We start from the raw sequence: 20647 nt of genomic DNA, 5'->3' as shown, positions 1-20647 counted from the left end.
TTATTGATGGAACATCCCACCGGCCGCCCGCCGTCGTAATGATGGAATGGCTGGCATGTATTCCGTACCGTCGGGCCGGCGCAAGCAAAACCGGGAGGCCGCCGCGTCTCGCATGGCGGCGAGGCGCGGGCGGGCGCTCCCCAGGCGCATAGCCCCCCTGGGCCGCCGCGGGTGAGTGAACGCCGGCAAAAAACGCGCCGCTAAACGTCTCATCAAGATAAGTTTCAATCCGGCCAATTTTTCCATAAATAATCGGCCGTTTCCTTCGGCGGGATACGTGCCGCGGAAAAACAAGGTTTATTATTGCTAATATTGAACGCTGGTCGCCGGAATGACGACGGACCGTGAAAAGTTAATGACGGCTGATAGGACGTATCGGGGAGAGTTAAGTAAGATTTGTTATATTAAAATATGTTCAATCAAGATGGTATTAATAGTTAATAAATTAAGTGATTCACCTTATTCAGAGTCGTTTCCTGGCCGCGTCAATAGGGGTTTTCTTTCTGGACGGATGCTTTTTTTTATGGTATTCCGTATGCAAAACGTGCTAAATATAAAATGCGATGTCGTTCAATAAAAAACACGATCACCAGGTCGTCCTTAAAAAATTAAGTCGCGATCACAAATTAAGGATCTAATATTGGGGTAGGTTAAGTCTCCCTGTCGGCAAATAGGATTATCTATGGCAGATAGATCGGAAAATAAATTATCGCTTTGGTCGTTGAGCGCGCTGGTTGTCGGATCGATGATAGGCGCCGGCATATTCTCGCTGCCGGCGACATTCGGCCGCGCCACCGGCGGGTTCGGCGCGCTGATTGCCTGGTGCATCGCCGGGGGCGGCATGTTAATGCTGGCTTTCGTATTTCAGACATTGGCCGAACGCAAACCCGACTTGAATTCGGGGGTATTTATTTATGCCAAGGAGGGTTTTGGGGATTATCTGGGGTTCGCTTCGGCGCTCGGCTTCTGGGCCGGCACCTGCATAGGCAATGTTTCCTATTTCGTCTTGATAAAATCCACGTTGGGCGCCTTCTTTCCGGTATTCGGCGACGGCAATACCGTTTCGGCGGTCGCGGTGGCCTCGGTCATTCTTTGGGGCTTCCATCTGCTGCTGCTGCGCGGCGTAAAGGGCGCGGCGTCAATAAATACCCTGGCGACTTTCGCCAAAATCATCCCCATATTCTGTTTTGTCATCATCCTGCTATTCGCTTTCAAGCAGGATTATTTCGCCCTGAATTTCTGGGGCATGCCCGCCCGGATCCCGACCCCGGATGTGGCCGCGCTAAACGATTATGGTTACGTCGGTCACGCCGCCATGGCAATTGAGCCTATCAGGCAGCCCGAGTCGCTGTTTTCGCAGATACGCGGCACCATGCTGGTGACGGTGTTTGTTTTTTTAGGCATTGAGGGCGCCAGCGTCTATTCGCGCTACGCCAAACAGCGCAGCCATATCGGCACGGCGACGGTGTTGGGTTTTGTCGGCGTGCTTTGTCTCCTGATTCTGGTAACCATGCTTTCATACGGCGTGTTGCTGCGTCCCGATCTGGCGGCCCTGCGCCAGCCGTCGATGGCCGGAGTGCTTGAAGCGGTGGTCGGCCGCTGGGGGGCGGTGTTTATCAGCGTGGGACTGATTATTTCCGTGTTGGGCGCGTACCTTTCCTGGTCGCTGCTGGCCGCCGAGGTGTTGTATTCCGCCGCCCGGAGCCACAGCATGCCGAAAATTTTCGCCACTGAAAATCGGCGGGCCGTGCCGTCCGCGGCGGTATGGCTGACCAATATTTGCGTGCAGATCTTTTTGATATTGACGTTATTCAGCCGCTACGCTTTCCAACTGGCCCTGGAATTGACCAGTTCCCTGACGCTGATTCCTTATTTGCTGGTTGCCGCCTACGGGCTGAAACTGGCCTGGACCGGAGAAACCTACGACATCCATCCGCGCGGGCAGAAAAAAGATTTTCTCCTTGCCATCCTTGCTACGTTTTATGCTTTATTGATGCTTTATGCCGGTGGTCTTAAATACCTATTACTGTCCGCCGTAATTTATGGCCCCGGCACCATTTTATATTTCATTGCCAAGCGCGAGCAGCAGTCTGATTTATTCAACCCGTTGGAGAAAGTTCTTTTCATCGTAGTGATGGTTGCCGCCATCGCGGCGTTATGGGGCATTGCTACAGGTATTATCACAATCTGAGTAGCCGGAGTTACTATGACCCGAAAAAAAGAGCCAGCCAAATATGGCGTTTATTCCGAGGTGGGTAAGCTGAATAAAGTGCTGGTGTGCGCGCCGGGACGGGCACACAATCGCCTGACGCCCAGCAATTGCGACGAACTGTTGTTTGATGACGTATTGTGGGTGGAGCGGGCAAAGCGCGATCATTTCGATTTCATCGCCAAAATGCGCGAACGTGGCGTTGATGTGCTGGAAATGCATAATCTGCTGGCCACCACGCTGGAAAATCCCCAGGCTCGGACCTGGATTTTGGATCAACAAATCGTACCCAATGAAGTCTCGCTGGGCATTCTTCAAGAAACCCGCAGCTTTCTGGATGGGTTGGCGCCCAGGGTTCTGGCGGAAGTGCTGATTGGCGGACTGTCGACCTCCGAGCTGGCGGAAGCCGGCCATTATGATAATGAAGAATTAAGGCTTATCCGGGAAGCGGTGGGCATTACCGAATATATGTTGCCGCCGTTGCCCAATACCCTTTACACCCGGGATACCACCTGCTGGATTTATGGCGGGGTGACGCTAAATCCCCTGTATTGGCCGGCACGCCATGAAGAGACGGTGCTGACGACCGCTATCTATAAATTTCATCCGGATTTCGCCGATGCTGATTTCGATATCTGGTATGGCGATCCGACCCGGCACCATGGCACCGCGACGCTGGAAGGCGGCGATGTCATGCCCATTGGCAATAAAAATGTACTGATCGGCATGAGCGAGCGCACCTCCCATCAGGCGATTACCCAATTGGCCGCCTCGTTGTTCGCCAATCCGCGTTCGGGCGTGGAACGCGTGATTATCGCTGCGATGCCGAAATTACGGGCGGCCATGCATCTGGATACCGTGTTCACCTTCTGCGATCGCGATGTGGTGACGCTTTATCCCGCCATTGTCGATCGGATCAAGACATTCTCCCTGCGGCCGGACAGCGGTCCCACCGGAATGAAGCTCAGCCGCGATGAGGGCGGATTCGTCGATGTGGTGGCGGCGGCACTCAACCTAAACCGGTTGCGGGTGGTGGAAACCGAAGGTAACGATTACGACACCGAGCGCCAGCAATGGGATAGCGGCAACAATGTCGTGGCGCTATCGCCCGGGGTGGTGATGGCTTACGACCGCAACACCAAGACCAATACCCAGTTGCGTAAAGAAGGCGTGGAAGTGATTGAAATCGTCGGCAGCGAATTAGGGCGCGGGCGGGGCGGCGGGCATTGCATGACCTGTCCGTTAAGCCGCGATGCGCTCGAATGATGATGTTAGGAAAGTAGTGCCATACCAGGGGAAGTCACCATAAAAAGTCCGACGCGCGGGCGTGCCGGTGACCGGCGGTTTTCAAACCGGTTGTCTTATCCGGCATAGCCCATGCGTATTTAAACGGACTGCGCAGTGCCTGGCGTTCCCGCGATTCCCGAACCGTTGCCTTGTGGCAGGAAACGGCGGGGGAATCCGGGAACGCTTTTTCTCAACCCGGCGATAGCCCGGCCATTCCCTCTGCCCTCCGACCCGGCAATCGACGCGATCGCATGCCGCCAACCAAACAGTTTGAAGGATGACGCGTATGCACTAAGCTACTCTTCTTGAGGTAATCGCCTACGGGATATGATGTCCCGTTTTTGCTTGAAGCCAAGGGGCCTTATATGTTGTACCGCCACTTCGAAAGAATAATCGATGTCTTTCGAGACGCGCCCGGTTCGACGCCGCCGAACCGGGTTTTGCCTTTCTATCTGTTCTATCTGCGCCAGGTCTGGCCATCCTTTGCCGCCCTGCTGGTGGTGGGGTTCATCGGGTCGCTTATCGAGGTGGCGATGTTCAGTTATCTGAGCCGCATTATCGATCTGGTCCGCAACTTTACCGGCGACGGTTTCTTCCGCCGATATGGCGGCGAGCTGCTGTGGATGGCGCTGGTTATCCTGGTTTTGCGCCCGGTGTTTATCGGACTGCACGACCTGCTGGTTCACCAGACCATCAGTCCGGGAATGACCAGTATGATCCGCTGGCAAAATCATAACTACGTGCTGCGCCAAAGCCTGGGATTTTTCCAGAACGATTTCGCCGGGCGCATCGCGCAGCGCATCATGCAGACCGGCAATTCCCTGCGCGACTCGGCGGTCCAGGCGGTGGATGCCCTCTGGCACGTGCTGATTTACGCCATCAGTTCGCTGGTGTTGTTCGCCGAGGCCGACTGGCGGCTGACGGTACCGCTACTGGTGTGGATTGTCGCCTACATGGCGTGTCTGTATTATTACGTGCCGCGGGTAAAGTCCCGCTCAGCGATATCTTCCGCCGCGCGTTCCCGGTTGATGGGTTGTATCGTTGACGGTTATACCAATATCGCCACCCTGAAATTGTTCGCCCATACCGATCTGGAGCGGCAATATGCCCGGGAGGCCATTACCGATCAAACCCAAAAGACCCAGTTGGCCAGTCGTGTGGTGACCAGTATGGATGTGGCGATCACGGTATTGAACGGTCTGCTGATTGTCGCCACCACGGGACTGTCCCTCTGGCTGTGGAATGGGTCTTTGATCAGCATCGGCGCCATTGCGCTGGCTACCGGGCTGGTGATTCGCATTGTCAATATGTCAGGCTGGATCATGTGGGTGGTCAACGGTATTTTTGAAAATATCGGCATGGTGCAGGACGGGCTGCAAACCATTTCCCAGCCGGTCGGCGTCACCGATCGTCCGCAGGCGCCGGATCTTAAAGTGAATATGGGCGCGCTCCGCTTTGAAGACCTGTCGTTCAATTATGGTCAGGGCCGCGCCGTGATCGACGGCTTGAATCTGGTCATTCGGCCCGGGGAAAAGATCGGCCTGATAGGCCCGTCCGGCGCCGGCAAATCCACCCTGGTCAATTTGCTGCTGCGATTATACGACCTGAACGGCGGCAGGATCCTGGTTGACGGACAGGATATCGCCGGGGTTACCCAGGAAAGTTTGCGGGCCAATATCGGCATGATCACCCAGGATACCTCGTTATTGCACCGCTCAATCCGCGATAATCTGCTGTACGGCAGGCCCGGCGCCAGCGACGCCGAGCTGTGGGCGGCGATACACCGCGCCCGGGCCGATGAGTTCATTCCCCTCTTGTCGGACGCCGAGGGAAGAACCGGCCTGGATGCCCATGTGGGCGAGCGGGGGGTGAAACTGTCCGGCGGGCAGCGCCAGCGCATCGCCATTGCCCGGGTATTGCTCAAGGACGCGCCGATTCTGATTATGGATGAGGCCACGTCGGCGCTCGATTCGGAGGTGGAAGCGGCTATCCAGGAAAGCCTGGAGATGCTGATGCGCGGTAAGACCGTCATCGCCATTGCGCACCGACTGTCCACCATCGCCAAAATGGATCGCCTGGTGGTGATGAGCAAGGGCCGCATCGCTGAAATAGGCAGCCATAGCGAGTTGTTGCGCCAAGACGGGCTTTATGCGCGGTTGTGGCAATACCAGACCGGCGGTTTCGTCGGCGTCGATTGATGCCGGCGGCGTCGGCCGGTCCTAGGGCTGTTCGTGCCGGTAGGGCAACGCGCGGCGGGCTTCATCGGCCCAGGCGCTTACCGCCTCCCGCTCCTCCAGTAAAAATCGCTCCACGGCTTCATGCAGACCGGGATGGCGCAGGTAGTGCCAGGAGTCGGTCAGTACCGGTTCGAAACCACGAATCAATTTATGCTCCCCCTGGGCGCCGGCATCGAAGCGGGCCAGTCCCTGGTTGATGGCGTATTCTATCCCTTGATAGAAGCAGGTTTCGAAATGCAGCCGGTCGAACTCGGCCAGGCATCCCCAATAACGGCCATAAAGCGTATTCCCCCCCGTCAGGTAAAACGCCATGGCGACGGGGCTGTCCGCCCGTTCGGCCAGCACCACCCGGATAGCCTCGGGCAGCCGTTCGGCCAGCAAGCTGAAAAATTCTCGGGTCAGGTAAGGGGTCTGTCCCCGGACAGCATAGGTATTGGCGTAGCAGGCATAAACGAAATCCCATTGGCTTTCGTTGACCTCGGCGCCGGTCAGCCAGCGGAACCCAAACCCCTGGCTGATCACCTGGCCGCGCTCTTTACGCATTTGCTTGCGCTTGCGCGAGCTGAGTGAATCCAAAAAATCCTGGAAGTCGCGATAACCCCGGTTATGCCAGTGATACTGGCAGCCCAGACGATGCAGCCAATGCGGCCGGGCTTGAATCAACCGGTTGGCGCGCGTATCGGTGAAGTTGATATGCGCGCCAGAGAGGCCCTGGTCGGCAAGATAATCCGGCAAGGCTTCCAGTAACCGGGCCGCCGCCGTATCGTCGCCCAGCAACCGGGCGCCGGTCACCGGACTGAAGGGCACCGCGCCCAGCCATTTGGGATAATAATCAATACCGGCCCGTCGGCAGGCGTCGGCCCAGCCGTGATCAAAAACGTATTCGCCGCTGGAGTGATATTTCCGGTAGCCGGGAATGGCGGCCAGGCAATGGCCGTTTTCCGTCCAAAGCAGATGTTCGGGGCGCCAGCCGGACGTCCTGTCCAGGCAACCGCTTTCTTCAAACGTGGAGAGAAAGGCATGGCTTAGGAACGGTTGTTCCGCCGGGGCCAGGGCGTCCCATTGCCCGGCCGGCAACTCGGCCAGACGCGCCAGGAGAGTTAAAGGCATGATCATCTCCATTTTTGAGTGTGGAAACGTATCCCGGACGACGCTGGCGGCGGGAGACGGCGTTACGCCGCGGACAGGTCCGAACAAGGGCGTTATCAGACGAAATGACGCCACAGATAAGAGATCGGAACCACAAAAAGCAGCGATGGCAAGAAATTGACCACTGAAAAAATCTTGATTTGCGCGATGCGCAATCCGACGGCGATCATGATAATGCCGCCGCAGGCAGAGAAATCGGCGAATGCGATGTCGTCCATGTTGGCGGTGATAAAACGCGCCAGAATCACTAACGTGGCTTGCACCGCAAACTGCGGGATGGTAATGATACTCACCCCCAGGGAGAGTGAGAAAATCATGGCGGTAAAAAAGTCCATCAGCGACTTTATCAGCAAGAGTTGCGCGTTGCCGGACAATCCCTCCGTCAGCGAACCCACCACGCCCAATCCGCTGGCGCAAAACAACACGATCATGGCCGTGAAGTTTTGCGCGAACTCGTTCGCCGGCAAGGTATTGCGCACGCGAATCACCCGCGCCAGGGCCAGGCGGGTTTTGTCCGCGCTCCATTTCACGCCGCGCTCTAAAAAAAACAGCTCGCCCAGCGCCGTGCCGCTTATCATCGCCAAAACCACCACCGGCATAAAGTGAACTTTAGCCGCCATATTAATCCCGATGAAAATCGAACTCAGGGCAAAAATGGCGGGTAAACCTTCCTCCAATCTCTTGGGGACATAGCGAGCAAGCATGACTCCCGCCAATCCGCCCAACACAATGGCGGCACTGTTGATAAATGGCCCGATCACGCAACGCTCTCCTCTTAGCGAAAAAACGCCCGGATGATAACGCGGACGGTACTGGACATGCAAAATACTCTCCAACATATTTTGCTTTTATATTTCATTTTTTTAGTTATTTTTTCTGAAAAATGAGAATTAATAAGCCTATATCACTGATAATGTGAACCAATAAATGGTATTACGATCCTTTGGCGCAGTGGGGAGCATGCAACGATGGCCGTCTTTTCGGCCGGCGTTTTGCGAGCCCGGGTTGTCGTCGTCGGCACCCGGGCAGTGTTATGTTATGGTGCAGGTTGACCTGTTTTTGCACTGCATTCGCGCATGTTAACGAAACGTAGGCAACCATGCGCTAATGTATCTTATTAATCAAATCAATGTAATGTGGACGTTGCTGGTGTTGGCATGTTTCCTGCAACACGTTATAACATGTTATGCTGAGTGAATAAAAGATAACCGAAATGGAACCCAAGAAAGAGAATAAAGCGATTGCCGATGACCTGGGGTCACTGCAGGCGCTCCAGTTCGATCCGTCGAGTCCTTTGTACATTCAGATCAAAGAATATCTGCGCGCGAAAATTCTCGAGGGGGTCTACAGCCCCAATCAGAAAATGCCGTCGGAAAGTGAAATGATGGAGGTGTTCAGCGTTAGCCGCATTACCATCCGCCAGGCGCTCAACGATTTGCAAAGCGAAGGGCTTGTGTTCAAAGTCCATGGCAAGGGAACGTTTGTGGCGGGCCCCAGGGCGACCCAGGATCTCGGGCAGCTACAGGGGTTCGGTATCGCTATGCGGCAGATGGGTTATGAGACGCATTCGCGACTGCTGTCGTTCAACACCGTGCGCGCGCCGGCATTGGTGGTGGAAAAGCTCAACTTAACCACCGGCGTCGACGTGACGGAACTGAAACGTTTGCGTTTTTTAAACCGGGAACCGATTTCTGTTGATGTCACTTACATCATACATGAGATAGGCGAGCGTTTACGTGACGCGGACTTTACCACCAAGGACATTTTTCACATTTTAGAGGAAGAACTTTATATTCCTCTGGGGCATGCGGATTTACAAATCAGTTCCGGTCTGGCGAATGAGGAATATGCAACCCATCTGAATATCGAGGAAGGGGCGCCAATTTTAATGATTGATCGCACTGTGCATACGGTTGTCGGTAAACCTATCGAATTTGAACATCTTTATTATCGCGGCGATACATTCCAGTTTAATTTCCGCGTCAATAAAGTAGGCGGGCAGTAACGTTTATCTGGTCCGGATTTTTGTGTGGAGTTGATGTTTGATGTATTGACTTTCAATCAAAATATGAGGGTTTGATATGAAGATGGTGAATTCTCTCAAATTGAGAGGCCGTATGCTTTTGCTTATCGTATCTGCAGTGTTTGTCCCTGGCCTGAAAGCAGCCGAAACCATTGATATTGGAATAGGTACTCAAGATACCACTACTAATACCGTCACGGCGGGTGTGGTAATAAAGAATTTGGGATTACTTGATAAATATCTTCCCCATTCCGGAAAATATCAGGGGGTTAAGTATAATATCACCTGGTTGAATGCGACCTCCGGTCCTCCCATTACCAACAGCATGATTGCCGGTAAATTGCAGATTGGTATGATGGGCGACTATCCGCTGTTGGTGAACGGCGCCACAGGACAGCAACTGGGCAATAATTCCGAACTTGTGGCGGTCATTGCCTATAACCGTTACGGCAGTGGTAATGGTATTGTGGTACCGAAGGATTCGCCCTATTACGATATTGCCGATCTGAAAGGAAAGGTGGTGTCGGTGCCGTTTGGCTCGGCTGCGCATGGTATGGTGGTTAATGCGTTGGCAGAACGTGGTCTGCCGCCTGATTACTTTAAGCTGATTTCGCAATCGCCGGAGGTGGGCAGCACCAGCTTGCAGGAGAAACGCATAGACGCGCACGCTGATTTTGTGCCGTTCCCGGAATTGCTGTCTTATCGCGGCATCGGTCGAAAAATATATGACGGCGCTGAAACCGGCATTCCCACCTTCCACGGCATTGTTGTGCGTAAGGATTTCGCGCAAAAATACCCGGAAGTCGTGGTCGGCTACTTGAAAGCGGTACTCGCCGCCGATCAATGGCTGAAGGCCAACCCCATCCAGGCCGCGGAAAAGATCGAACAATGGACAAAAATTGATAAGGAAGTGGCGTACATCTATCTCGGACCTGACGGCATCCATACCCTGGACTCCACCATCAAGCCTATTCTGGTGGATGCCCTAAAGAAAGACTATGCCCTGCTCCGTAAAATGAATTTGGTCAAAGAACTGAATATTGATGCCTGGGTCAATGACCGGTACATCAAGCAAGCCTATCAAGAAATGGGCATGGACTACGCTAAGCAACTGAAAAGTTTCGATAACTATGGTGTAAAAGGGTTCGACCCCGAGTGCAAAGTGGCGATCACCGATCAGCGCCTGGTCGGACAGATTTTAATGAAAGATGGCGAACTGGTGTCTTACAGTTCGCCGGATTGCACGTTCGCCGCCCTGAGCAAAACGCCAAGCGCGCAGGTCGATACCGTTTATTTGATTGATCACACTCGACAAATAAAAGTATTCGCTTCCAACGCTTTTTACAATGTGAATACGGTAAACGGCAAAAAAGTGATCACGCCCTTTATGCTGAAAGGGGATGCGCAGGCTTTTACGGACAAAAATGGCGGCAAGCTAGAAGGATATCAGGACGTACTGGACAATAAAAGCTGACGGTACATCTCAGTGATGTAAAGGTAACATTATGTGCTCTTATATCGACCAGCCTTCGGAGAACGGCACGAGGCATTCGGGTTATACCATGACATCTAAAACTGTGAATTATCAGGTTATGATGAACCGTCTTGATAAGATTGTATTGCCTTGTATTTCCATTGGTATCTTATTTCTAATTTGGTACTTGGGAACAAAGTATAAAATCAATTTTTACATTCGGTTCGGTAACGTTCCCACTCCGTATGAAGTATGGCAGCAGATATTGCAGGTAGCATCATCCAATGATTACTTGATTAACATCTATGAAAGTATGAAACGGATTATGTTTGGCTTCTTCATCGCCCTGGTATTGGGCGTGCTGATGGGGATATTAATAGGCAAATATAAATTAATACATGGACTTTGTATGCCGGCCATTGAAGTGCTCAGGCCGATACCGGCCATAGCCTGGGTGCCTATCTCCATCATGCTGTGGCCAAGCAGTGAGTCAAGTATTGTATTCATCACCTTTTTGGGGGCGTTCTTCCCGATATTGATCAACACGGTACACGGCGTCAACACGCTGGACGGCGTTTTGATTCGGGCGGCGAAAAGCCTGGGCGCCAGCGAAGTCAATCTGTTCCTGTATGTGCTCCTGCCCGGCGTTCTGCCAAGCGTCTTTACCGGGCTAGAAGTGGGCATGGGGGTTGCGTGGGTTTCGCTTATCGCGGCGGAAATGATCTCCGGTCAATTTGGCGTGGGCTATTTCACCTGGGAATCGTATTCATTGGTGAACTACCCCTCGATCGTGCTGGGGATGTTAACGATAGGCGTGCTCGGGCTGATTTGCAGCAGCGCTATTCGCTTAATTGGCCGGCTGATGGTGCCTTGGCTGGCGTACTCGAATGGGGGTAAACATGACGGACGGTAATCTGCGCGGCTTCGTCGAGTGCGACAACATCGGCGTGGTGTTCGGTTCCGGGGAGACCGAGGTCGAGGCGGTGAGGGATGTGACCATCAAGGTGCGGCCGGGGGAATTTGTATCGCTGATAGGTCCTTCCGGTTGCGGTAAGTCGTCGTTACTGAACATGTTGGCCGGATTTACGCGGCCAACGCGCGGCACCGTCCGGGTGGATAACGTCAATATCAAGAAACCCGGCCCCGATCGCGGCGTGGTATTCCAGCAGTATTCGCTGTTCCCATGGATGAGCGTGCGTAAAAACGTCGAGTTCGGTTTGAAGATGTCGGGCGTGGCGGCGCCGCAACGCGAGGCCCAGGCGCGGACATTGCTGGGGCTGGCCGGGTTGCTGGCATTTGAAAACCACTATCCCGATCAATTGTCCGGGGGCATGAAGCAGCGCATCGGTATCGTCCGCGCGCTGGCGACCAGCCCGCAGGTATTGCTGATGGATGAGCCGTTCGGCGCGCTGGATACCCAGACGCGCACGGTAATGCAAGAGATCCTGACCAATATCTGGCAGAAATTCCGGCTTTCAGTGCTGTTTATTACCCATGACATTGATGAGTCGGTATTTCTCTCGGACAAAATTTATGTCATGACCGCGCGCCCCGGGCGGATTAAAGCGGAATTAACGGTGCCCCTGCCGCGCCCCCGCACCGCGGAGATGACGCGTACTCCCGTTTTCACTGATCTTGTTAATGAGCTGAAGACGTTGATTCGCGAGGAATCGCTGGCGGCGATGGGAACTGAATTAAAAGAAGGCGGACTTTCCGGCTTTGGAACTGAGGTAGGCCCCAGTGGGGTCAAGAAAATTATTTAGCGTTCGTGAAGTACATTACGTGTGATTAAAAGAGGATCAAGCACTCATGGCAAATCGTAAACCCAATATTCTTTTTTTCCATGTCGATAACCTGGGCATGGGGGAATTAGGCTGTTACGGCGGCGGTATCCTGCGCGGCGCGGATACCAAGCGGATGGACAATTTCGCGAAAGAAGGGATGAAATTAACCCATTACGTGGTCGAACCGCAATGCACGCCGACCCGTTCGGCGTTGATGACCGGACGCTACCCGATCCGTTCCGGCAATCATACCATTGCGTTGGGCGGCAACTCCGGCGGTATTGTCTCCTGGGAAAAAACCATCGCGGAATTGCTGGAGGACAAAGGCTATAAATCGGCCTGCTACGGTAAATGGCATATCGGTGCCGAAGACGGTCGCTGGCCTATCGATCACGGCTTTGATGAATGGTATGGACCGCTTAGAACTTATGATGAATGCATGTGGCTGGAAGATCCGCACTATGTGGCGGAACGGGATGGCTTCTCATATATGCATGAAGGACGTAAAGGGGAAGGGTGCTGGCCCCTTAAGGATCAGCAACTGACCATGGACATGAAAAAAAGCTGCGACCTGGAATATCTGAACCGCAGCAAAGCGTTTATGGACAAGCAAGTGGCGGACGATCAGCCCTTTTTTGTTTACTTCAACCATTCCCTGATGCATTTCCCCATGATTCCCCGCGACGAGTTCGTGGGTAAAAGCACGAACGGCGACTGGGGCGATTGCCTGCTTATGCTGGACAACGATTTCGGCGTATTGCTGGATCACCTGGACACGTTGGGCGTGGCGGAAAATACCATTGTGGTGATGTGCGGCGACAACGGCGCGGAGGATCACCTCGCGGGGCGCGGAACCGGCGGTTTCTTTGACGGTTCTTACTTCAGCTCCGCCGAAGGCGGTATCCGTACCCCGTTGCTGATTCGCTGGCCGGGCCATATCCAGCCGGGTATTGAAAGCAATGAAATGATCCATGTGACGGACATGTTTACCACGTTGGCCAAATTCGCCCAATGCGATGTCCCGCAGGACCGAATTATCGATGGTATCGATCAAAGCGCGTTTTTCCTGAATCAGCAGGAAAATTCCAATCGCGAAGCCTGCATGGTATGGCTGAATGATGAATTACACGCGGTAAAATGGAAAGACTTCAAAATCAACTTTAAGCGCCAGCAGCATTTTCATGATCCGGAATTACCGCTTGGCTTCGCCCGTATTACCCATCTCCAGGAAGACCCTAAAGAACGTGAAGCCGTTAACCAGCGCTATGTCCGTTGGTGGGTAATGCAGCACGCGCATCGGGTGGTTCGGGAATTCGAGAGTTCGGTGAAACAAGAAGCTTTAATACCGCCAGGATCCGCGCTGGATTTTATTCCGGACAGTCATATCGACGCGAAATAAGACACGCTGACAAACCGTAATATATTCTAAATATTTCGAGTCGCATTGCGGCGGCAAGCGGGGGCGTCCCAGGAGCATAGCCAACGATGAAACTGGGGTGAATGAGCGCGGCCAACAAAGCGGCAACGTGAAGTATGAAGAAGAGAGTTAATTATGCCCGTCAGGGGCAGGGGTTTCCCTGTCCCTGAACATCGGAGATAGCTTTATGCGAATTATGTCGATTTCCGAGCCTCAGCATCAACGCGTGTTTATTCCCGCAGGGACTTTCGCTATGGGGTCGGAGAATTTTTATCCGGAGGAACGCCCGATTCGACAAGTGGCCGTAGCGGCGTTTCATATGGATAAACATCTGGTCACCAATGCGCAATTCGCCCGTTTCGTCGAACAAACCGGCTATCGCACCTTTGCGGAACTGCCGCCGGACCCGGCGCTGTATCCAGAGGCCGATCCGGCGTTGCTGGTGCCCGGCTCGCTGGTGTTCACGCGCCCGAACGGACCGGTCAGTCTGCGGGATTACCGCGCTTGGTGGGCATATGTGCCAGGCGCCTGCTGGCGTCATCCCGAGGGGCCGGACAGCAACGTCGACGCCCGCGGGAATCATCCCGTCGTGCAGGTGACATTCGGCGACGCCATGGCGTATGCCGCCTGGGCTGGCGGCGTGTTGCCCGACGAAGCGCAATGGGAGTACGCGGCGCGCGGAGGCCTGGATGGCGCCACCTACCCCTGGGGGGACGATTTCACGCTGGAGGGGCGTTTTATGGCCAATACCTGGCAGGGGCGCTTCCCATGGGAAAACCTGGCGGAAGACGGCTATGAAGGCACTTCGCCGGTGATGTCGTATCCCCCCAATGGCTATGGTCTGTTCGATGTGGTCGGCAATGTGTGGGAATGGACGCGCAGCGACTATACCCCTCGCCATGACGCGACCGCGCCGCGTAGCTGCTGTGCGCCGGCGGCGGCAGACCCCACGCGGCAACGCAAAGTGGTGAAAGGCGGTTCGCACCTGTGCGCGCCCAGCTATTGCCTGCGTTATCGTCCGGCCGCGCGCCAGGGACAAACCCTAGACACCGCCACCAACCATATTGGTTTTCGGTGTATCACTCAAGGCTGATAGTGTGCAGGAGGCTGTATGACGACCTTGTCAGCGGGAAAATGGGTCAATGAAGCATTGGCCGGCGTGGTAACGGCGCTGGCGCTGGTGCCGGAAGTGATTTCTTTTTCGGTGATTTCCGGCGTGTCGCCCAAAGTCAGTTTAATCGCCTCGGTGGTGCTGTGCCTGACGTTATCCATTCTCGGCGGCCGTCCGGCGATGGTGACGGCAGCGGCGGGGTCGGTAGCGCTGGTGGTCGGCCCTATGGTGCGCAGCCACGGTCTGGCGTATCTGCTGCCGGCCATCTTATTGTGCGGTGTAATACAAATTATCTTCGGTATGGCGGGATTCGCCAAGATGATGCGCTATATTCCCCGTTCGGTGATGACCGGTTTTGTGAATGCGCTGGGTTTGTTGATTCTTATGGCGCAGTTGCCGCATATCATCGGTCATCAACTGCTCTTATATCCCTTATTCGCCCTCACGGTGCTGATCGTGGTGTTTTTCCCCCGGCTCACCACACGGTTGCCCGCCCCCTTGATAGCGGTTGTGGCGATTACGCTGCTGGTCTGGTTCGGCGGCATCGCGATTCCGACCGTGGGCGATGAAGGCATGATGACGCCCGGATTACCGGACTGGAATCGACTCAGCGTGCCGCTTAATCTCGAGACACTGGGCATTGTGTTTCCCACCGCCCTGAGTATGGCGCTGGTGGGGCTGATGGAGACCTTGCTGACGGCGAAACTGGTCGACGCCATGACCGACAGCCAGTCCGATAAAACCCGTGAATCCTGGGCGCTTGGGGTCGGGAATCTGCTGGCCGGATTTTACGGCGGCGTGGCCGGCTGCGCGATGATCGGGCAGACCATGGTCAATGTCGAACTGGGCCGCGCCCGTACCCGGTTATCCACGTTGATTGCGGGGATCGTGTTGTTGTTGCTGGTAACGGTGCTCAGCGATGTGATGGCGCGGATTCCCATGGTGGTACTGGCGGGTATTATGGTTGTGGTGTCGCTCAAAACCATCGACTGGCACAGCGTGCGACCGGCCACCTTAAAAAAGATGCCCGTTTCGGAATCCTTTATCATGTTGTTGTGCGTCGGCGTGACCGTGTTTACCAGCAATCTCGCGCTGGGCGTGGTGGTGGGATCCGTTATGGCGATGCTGTTGTTTGCCCGCCGGGTTTCCCATGTGATTAACGTCACCCGCCTACTGGAGCCTTTGGCGCCGCGCGTGCGTTATCGCGTGGAGGGACCGTTGTTTTTTGCCAGCAGCAATGATTTGTATACCTGTTTTAGCTACCACGACGATCCGCCCGAGGTGGAGATCGATTTTTCCCATGCCACTATCTGGGATGCCTCGACAGTGGCCGCGTTGGACGCGATTTGCACCCAATACCAGGGGCTTGATAAACGCGTGCATCTGACCGGATTAGACAGCCAGAGCCAGTATTTTCATCAAACCCTGTCGGAGTACAATTAGCCCGGCCCGTACCGGGGTGTTCGCGACGGTAAATTTGACGATTGCCGGAAACGGTTTTGCGCTATCTGACAAGACACAGGGCGCCGGCGGCAACCGCCGGCGCCCTGACGTCGTTTGGGCGAGGACAGGGATTGCCGCGTTAACGCCGCATGGTGACCAATTCTTCAGCCGCTGTCGGATGGATGGCGACGGTGTTGTCGAAGTCCCGTTTGGTGGCGCCCATCTTGATGGCCACCGCGAAACCCTGCAAGATTTCATCCATTCCGAATCCGATGCCGTGCAGCCCCACGATTTTCTCGTCGGGGCCGACACACACCAGTTTCATCCGGCAAGGCTGCCGATGGGATGTCACGGCGGTATACATGGAGGTGAAGCTGGTTTTGTAGAGGGTGACTTCCTTCTCGCCGTATTTTTCAATGGCCTGCGGCTCGGTCAAGCCGATGGTGCCGATAGGCGGGTGGCTGAACACCACGGTGGGGATCAGGTGATAGTCCAAATGTTCTTCCGGTTTGCCATTGAACAGCCGTTCAGACAGACGGCGCCCGGCGGCGATCGCCACCGGCGTCAATTCCACCGCCCCGGTGTTGTCGCCCACGGCGTAGATGCCCGGGACAGTGGTATTCTGGTATTTATCCACTTGAATATAGCCGTTGCCGTCGGTTTCCACCCCGGCGGCGGCCAGGTTCAGATTGTCGGTGGAGGGTTCGCGGCCGATGGCCCAGATCAGGGCGTCCACCACGAAAGCTTGGCCATTTTCCAGCGTCAGCGTCAGGCTTCCGTCGCGGTTTTTCTCAATGTCCCGCGGAATCGAGCCGGGATGCAACGCCGGGCCTTCGCTGTTCATGACCTCTACCAGCGTGTCGATAATGATTGGGTCGAAGGTTCGCAGCGGCGCGTGCCGGCGCACGAACAAATGGGTTTCGGCGCCGAGGGCGTTGAGCACGCCGGCGATCTCCACCGCGATGTATCCGGCGCCCACCACCGCCACCCGGCGAGGCATGGCGTCCAATGCGAAAAAGCCGTCTGAATCAATGCCGTATTCCTGACCGGGGATGTCGAAGCGGCTAGGCCGGCCGCCGGTGGCGATGAGTATATGATCGGCGGTGATACGCTCGCCGTTAACCTCAACCGTGTGGGCGTCCACGAAACGGGCGAAGCCGCGGATGACATCCACCTTATTATTGTCCAGCACCCGTTCGTAAGATTGATGAATGCGATCGATATAGGCGCTGCGACTGTTAACCAGCGTTTGCCAGTCGAAACGGTTGATGGTGGCGTCAAAGCCGTAATCCGGCCCGTACAATTTGATGGCCTCGGCTATCTGAGCGGCATGCCACATCACTTTTTTCGGGACGCAGCCGACATTCACGCAGGTGCCGCCCAGGTATTTGGCCTCGATTAGCGCGCATTTACGGCCGTACATGGCCGCCCGGTTGATGGATGCGATACCGCCGCTACCGCCGCCAATGGCAAGGTAATCGTAATGTCTGCTCATGGGTTATCCCTACAGGTGAGTGAAATGGGGCAAGTGTAACGCGCCGGCGAGATTTGTCGCAAAGTTTGCGTCAATCTTTCCGATAGGCGCGACGGATGCCGGCCCTACTCCGGCGTTACCCAGCGAACCAGCGTATGGCCGATGCCTTCGGGCACCAGCGCCTGGTGCAGCCAGGGCAGTAAGATGTTCATCTGTTGTTCCAGCATCCAGGGCGGATTAATAACAAGCATGCCGGAAGCGGTCATGCCACGGTGATCGTTGTCCGGGCGCACCGCCAGTTCGATTTGCAGGATGCGGCGGATACCGGTCTGTTCCAACGCCGTCAGTAGGCGTTTGACCTGCTGGCGCAAGACCACAGGATACCATAGCGCATAGACGCCGGTGGCGAAACGTTTGTAGCCTTCCTGGATACCGGCCACCACATCCTGATAATCCGTTTTCAGCTCGTAAGGTGGGTCGATAAGGATGACGCCGCGCCGCGACGACGGCGGTAAGCGCGATTTCAACTGCTGATAGCCGTCGGCGCGCGCGACTTCCGCCCGGCGATCTTTCTGGAATTCGCCGCGCAACAAGGGGTAATCGCTGGGATGCAGCTCGGTCATGCGCAGTCGGTCCTGATCGCGTAATAACTGGCGGGCGATGAGCGGCGAACCGGGGTAATAGCGCAACGAGTCGCCGCGATTGTAATGGCGAATGACCCGCAGATAGGGTTCCAGCAACGCCGGGCAATCCTCGCGCTGCCAGATTCTGCCGATACCGTCCTGATACTCGCCGGTCCGCTCGGCGTGTTCGCTATGCAAAAGATAACGGCCGGCCCCCGCGTGGGTATCCAGATAAAGGAACGGTTTTTCCTTTTCTTGCATGGCGGTCAGGATCAGGCTTAATGTGCTGTGCTTGAGCACATCGGCATGGTTCCCGGCGTGGAAGCTGTGGCGGTAACTGAGCATGGGTTGATATCCGATTGGGGTATGGCGTTAATTAAAAATCAGTCCGGGTATTCTCACTGCCCCGCAGGGCTTTTCATCGCCGTCTCTGGTCCGGCTCAGCGCAGAACTGAATAGGCCCATTATATACCGAATGGCCGGCAAGTTGCAGACAGGTGAAGGCCCGCTGTATCCGCCGGGCGCGGAACACCCGGGGCGTTTGGGCGGGAGAGGCGGGCGGGCCGTTACTGCGCCGCTGCCGCGCCTTGCAGCATAAACTGGGTATCGGTGCCTATGGCAACCTAATCGAATCCCCGTTGGGCATAGCGCGTCGCCATCGGTTTATCGGCAGCGAAGATCATGGCGATTTTCAGATGCGCTTTACACGCCTGGATTATGTGGTCGATGGCGCAGATTTGCTCGAGATGATGGACATCGGGAATGATAATTCCGGCGGGGCCCAGATCAAGAGCGCGCAGCAGCGTGGCGCGCGACGCATCTTTGGTCCTGACGAACAACTTTTCCGGCCAACGGCTGGTGGCCTGAATCATGTGAAGCAGGTCGGCATCCGACAGCGGAGAGTGTTCCGCATCCGCAATAAGAAAATCGAATCCGGCATGGCAAAGACATTCCGCGGCTACCGGACTCATTAATTGGCAGAACGTACCGGTTTTTGAAAAAAACGCATTATCTGACATCAGGTCACCTTCTTGCTAACAAATGGAGCATGGCCTTCGGAAAAACAGTTATCCCAATGTTTCCCCTGAGCAATATTTACCCAGTAGCGCCTTGTTTTCTACCCTTAACCTTCCCCGCGAAGAGGAAATCACCAACTCTTTTTTGAGTTTACTGATGATGTAAGAGACCTGAACACGGGAAACCGCGACGACATTGGAGATCTCTTCATGTGTGAGGTTAATATCGCAGAACGGGTTTCCAGCGTTGTTCATATATTCAGAATAAAGGTAAAGAAAGTTACAGACCCTCACGAACGCGCTGTTATAGCTTTGGTTGATTGAATCGAAAATAAGAAAATTGAACATGTCCGGTTATTCATTTCATTCCGCCCCTGTGACTTTTTCATTCGAAAGCCGGTTAAGGTCTTGCCGCTCAATTTCCTTCAGCATGTCGTCTAAATGATCATCCGGTTGGCGCATCCAGATAATGACCATTATTGCGGCAACGCCAAAAAGCAAAAATTCAAACCCCATCATTACTGCCCAGATTTTCATGATATACCCTCAGCTAGATTTTCAAGGCCGTTTCATATCCCTGACGAATTGCCTTAACCATATCGCCCGGTTGTTCCACATCACCGATAATTTCTATGTTTTCATTGATCTTTTTCAAAGACGCCTTTAGCGAGTCATCATATCTGGCCCCTGTGGAAAGAATGATATTGTCAATAGATTCGACTAAGCGCTCGCCACCGTCCTGGGTATAAAAAACCTTATCGTTATCAATTCGGCTGACACGCGCCGGCTGATAATGTGCAACTGAGTATCTGTTTTCAGTTCGTCAAGCAGACAGATTCTTGAATCCTGAGGCATGCCGTGTGCGATATGTTCCTGGGGATCAATAATAAAGATCTCGACCTTTCTGACCGACATAATAAAATGCGCCAACTCCGCGCCCACGTCCCCGCCGCCAATGATGACCGCTCTGTCGCCCACCCGCTCAGGATGCGAAAAAACGCTTTCGGTGGACATCATTTTCCCGGGGACCAACCCGGCGATCGCAGGGGTTTTATCCACTGAACCCGTGGCAACCACAATGGCGTCATAAGCCAGGTCGATAATGTCGTTTTGGGTTATGCGGCGGCCGGTATAAATTTTTACCTGTAACCTGGCCAATTGACGTCGAAGGTAAGCCAGCACATCAAGATAGCTTTCTTTACCGGGCGCCAGTGCGGATTGCACGATTTTCCCGCCGATATCCCCGGCGGCGTCAAACAGCGAGACGTTGTGACCTTGCAGGGCGACCACCCGGGCCGCCTCCATGCCGGCGGGTCCGGCGCCGGCCACCATCACCTGTTGTGTGCGTTCCGCGTGTTTTATTGCGTAAGCGGCTTGTGTTTCCCTGTCCGTTTGCACGT

At 54.8% G+C, this 20647-nt stretch carries 18 protein-coding genes; 10 read left to right on the top strand and 8 right to left on the bottom strand.

The annotated features are described in order from the left end of the window. Nucleotides 1-682 precede the first annotated feature (682 nt). From FCN80_RS07225 to FCN80_RS07215, 3 genes are all read left to right on the top strand, one after another. Nucleotides 683-2191, top strand: coding sequence for an amino acid permease (locus FCN80_RS07225; RefSeq protein ID WP_136989450.1), 1509 nt, complete (start codon nt 683-685; stop codon nt 2189-2191). Between the two features lie 15 nt (nt 2192-2206). Further along, nucleotides 2207-3475: an arginine deiminase gene (gene arcA / locus FCN80_RS07220; RefSeq protein ID WP_136989448.1), complete on the top strand. Its 1269-nt coding sequence runs from the start codon at nt 2207-2209 to the stop codon at nt 3473-3475. A 386-nt stretch (nt 3476-3861) separates the two neighbouring features. Next, nucleotides 3862-5694: an ABC transporter ATP-binding protein gene (locus tag FCN80_RS07215; RefSeq protein ID WP_136989447.1), complete on the top strand. Its 1833-nt coding sequence runs from the start codon at nt 3862-3864 to the stop codon at nt 5692-5694. Between the two features lie 21 nt (nt 5695-5715). On the opposite strand, the gene FCN80_RS07210 is transcribed toward FCN80_RS07215, so the two are convergent. Together FCN80_RS07210 and FCN80_RS07205 are read right to left on the bottom strand one after the other, a co-directional pair. Then, nucleotides 5716-6843 (bottom strand): GNAT family N-acetyltransferase, encoded by a 1128-nt coding sequence (locus tag FCN80_RS07210; protein WP_136989445.1) that lies wholly within the window; start codon nt 6841-6843, stop codon nt 5716-5718. 95 nt (nt 6844-6938) lie between these two features. Further along, entirely contained in the window at nt 6939-7643 is a 705-nt protein-coding gene (locus tag FCN80_RS07205) for a DUF554 domain-containing protein (RefSeq protein ID WP_136989443.1), read from the bottom strand. Nucleotides 7644-8095: 452 nt separating this feature from the next. On the opposite strand from FCN80_RS07205, the gene FCN80_RS07200 reads away from it, so the two are divergent. From FCN80_RS07200 to FCN80_RS07170, 7 genes are all read left to right on the top strand, one after another. After that, nucleotides 8096-8887, top strand: coding sequence for a GntR family transcriptional regulator (locus FCN80_RS07200; RefSeq protein ID WP_136989441.1), 792 nt, complete (start codon nt 8096-8098; stop codon nt 8885-8887). 112 nt (nt 8888-8999) lie between these two features. Beyond that, nucleotides 9000-10379: an ABC transporter substrate-binding protein gene (locus tag FCN80_RS07195; RefSeq protein WP_136989439.1), complete on the top strand. Its 1380-nt coding sequence runs from the start codon at nt 9000-9002 to the stop codon at nt 10377-10379. A gap of 313 nt (nt 10380-10692) precedes the next feature. After that, on the top strand, nt 10693-11292 hold the full coding sequence (locus tag FCN80_RS07190; protein ID WP_230492540.1) for an ABC transporter permease: 600 nt from the start codon (nt 10693-10695) through the stop codon (nt 11290-11292). Next, nucleotides 11279-12142, top strand: a complete 864-nt coding sequence (locus tag FCN80_RS07185) for an ABC transporter ATP-binding protein (RefSeq protein WP_136989436.1) — start codon at nt 11279-11281, stop codon at nt 12140-12142. The genes FCN80_RS07190 and FCN80_RS07185 overlap by 14 nt, the downstream gene beginning before the upstream one ends. A gap of 46 nt (nt 12143-12188) precedes the next feature. Continuing rightward, nucleotides 12189-13562: an arylsulfatase gene (locus FCN80_RS07180; protein ID WP_136989434.1), complete on the top strand. Its 1374-nt coding sequence runs from the start codon at nt 12189-12191 to the stop codon at nt 13560-13562. Nucleotides 13563-13767: 205 nt separating this feature from the next. After that, a complete protein-coding gene (locus FCN80_RS07175; protein WP_136989432.1) occupies nt 13768-14673 on the top strand; it encodes a formylglycine-generating enzyme family protein in 906 nt (301 codons plus the stop codon). 18 nt (nt 14674-14691) lie between these two features. Continuing rightward, nucleotides 14692-16134, top strand: a complete 1443-nt coding sequence (locus FCN80_RS07170) for a SulP family inorganic anion transporter (protein WP_136989430.1) — start codon at nt 14692-14694, stop codon at nt 16132-16134. A gap of 139 nt (nt 16135-16273) precedes the next feature. Here the strand turns inward: FCN80_RS07170 and gorA are convergent, their stop codons facing one another. The 6 genes from gorA to FCN80_RS26730 form a co-directional block, all read right to left on the bottom strand. Further along, on the bottom strand, nt 16274-17629 hold the full coding sequence (gorA, locus tag FCN80_RS07165; protein ID WP_136989428.1) for a glutathione-disulfide reductase: 1356 nt from the start codon (nt 17627-17629) through the stop codon (nt 16274-16276). 104 nt (nt 17630-17733) lie between these two features. After that, nucleotides 17734-18576, bottom strand: a complete 843-nt coding sequence (locus FCN80_RS07160; protein ID WP_136989426.1) for a 23S rRNA (adenine(2030)-N(6))-methyltransferase RlmJ — start codon at nt 18574-18576, stop codon at nt 17734-17736. A 278-nt stretch (nt 18577-18854) separates the two neighbouring features. Next, on the bottom strand, nt 18855-19250 hold the full coding sequence (locus FCN80_RS07155) for an aldolase/citrate lyase family protein (RefSeq protein WP_136989425.1): 396 nt from the start codon (nt 19248-19250) through the stop codon (nt 18855-18857). Between the two features lie 48 nt (nt 19251-19298). Then, nucleotides 19299-19595 carry a helix-turn-helix domain-containing protein gene (locus FCN80_RS27405; protein ID WP_373880323.1) on the bottom strand — a complete coding sequence of 99 codons (297 nt, stop codon included), beginning with the start codon at nt 19593-19595 and terminating at the stop codon, nt 19299-19301. Nucleotides 19596-19610: 15 nt separating this feature from the next. Then, nucleotides 19611-19784, bottom strand: a complete 174-nt coding sequence (locus tag FCN80_RS26405; protein ID WP_170975335.1) for a hypothetical protein — start codon at nt 19782-19784, stop codon at nt 19611-19613. A gap of 183 nt (nt 19785-19967) precedes the next feature. Next, on the bottom strand, nt 19968-20579 hold the full coding sequence (locus tag FCN80_RS26730; RefSeq protein WP_306767858.1) for an FAD-dependent oxidoreductase: 612 nt from the start codon (nt 20577-20579) through the stop codon (nt 19968-19970). Between the last annotated feature and the right edge of the window lie 68 nt (nt 20580-20647).

This window comes from Martelella alba (genome assembly GCF_005217455.1).
Taxonomy (GTDB): domain Bacteria; phylum Pseudomonadota; class Gammaproteobacteria; order Enterobacterales; family Enterobacteriaceae; genus Acerihabitans.
Note: the sequence above shows the minus strand (reverse complement) of the source record. Positions and strands in the feature narration are given on the sequence as shown.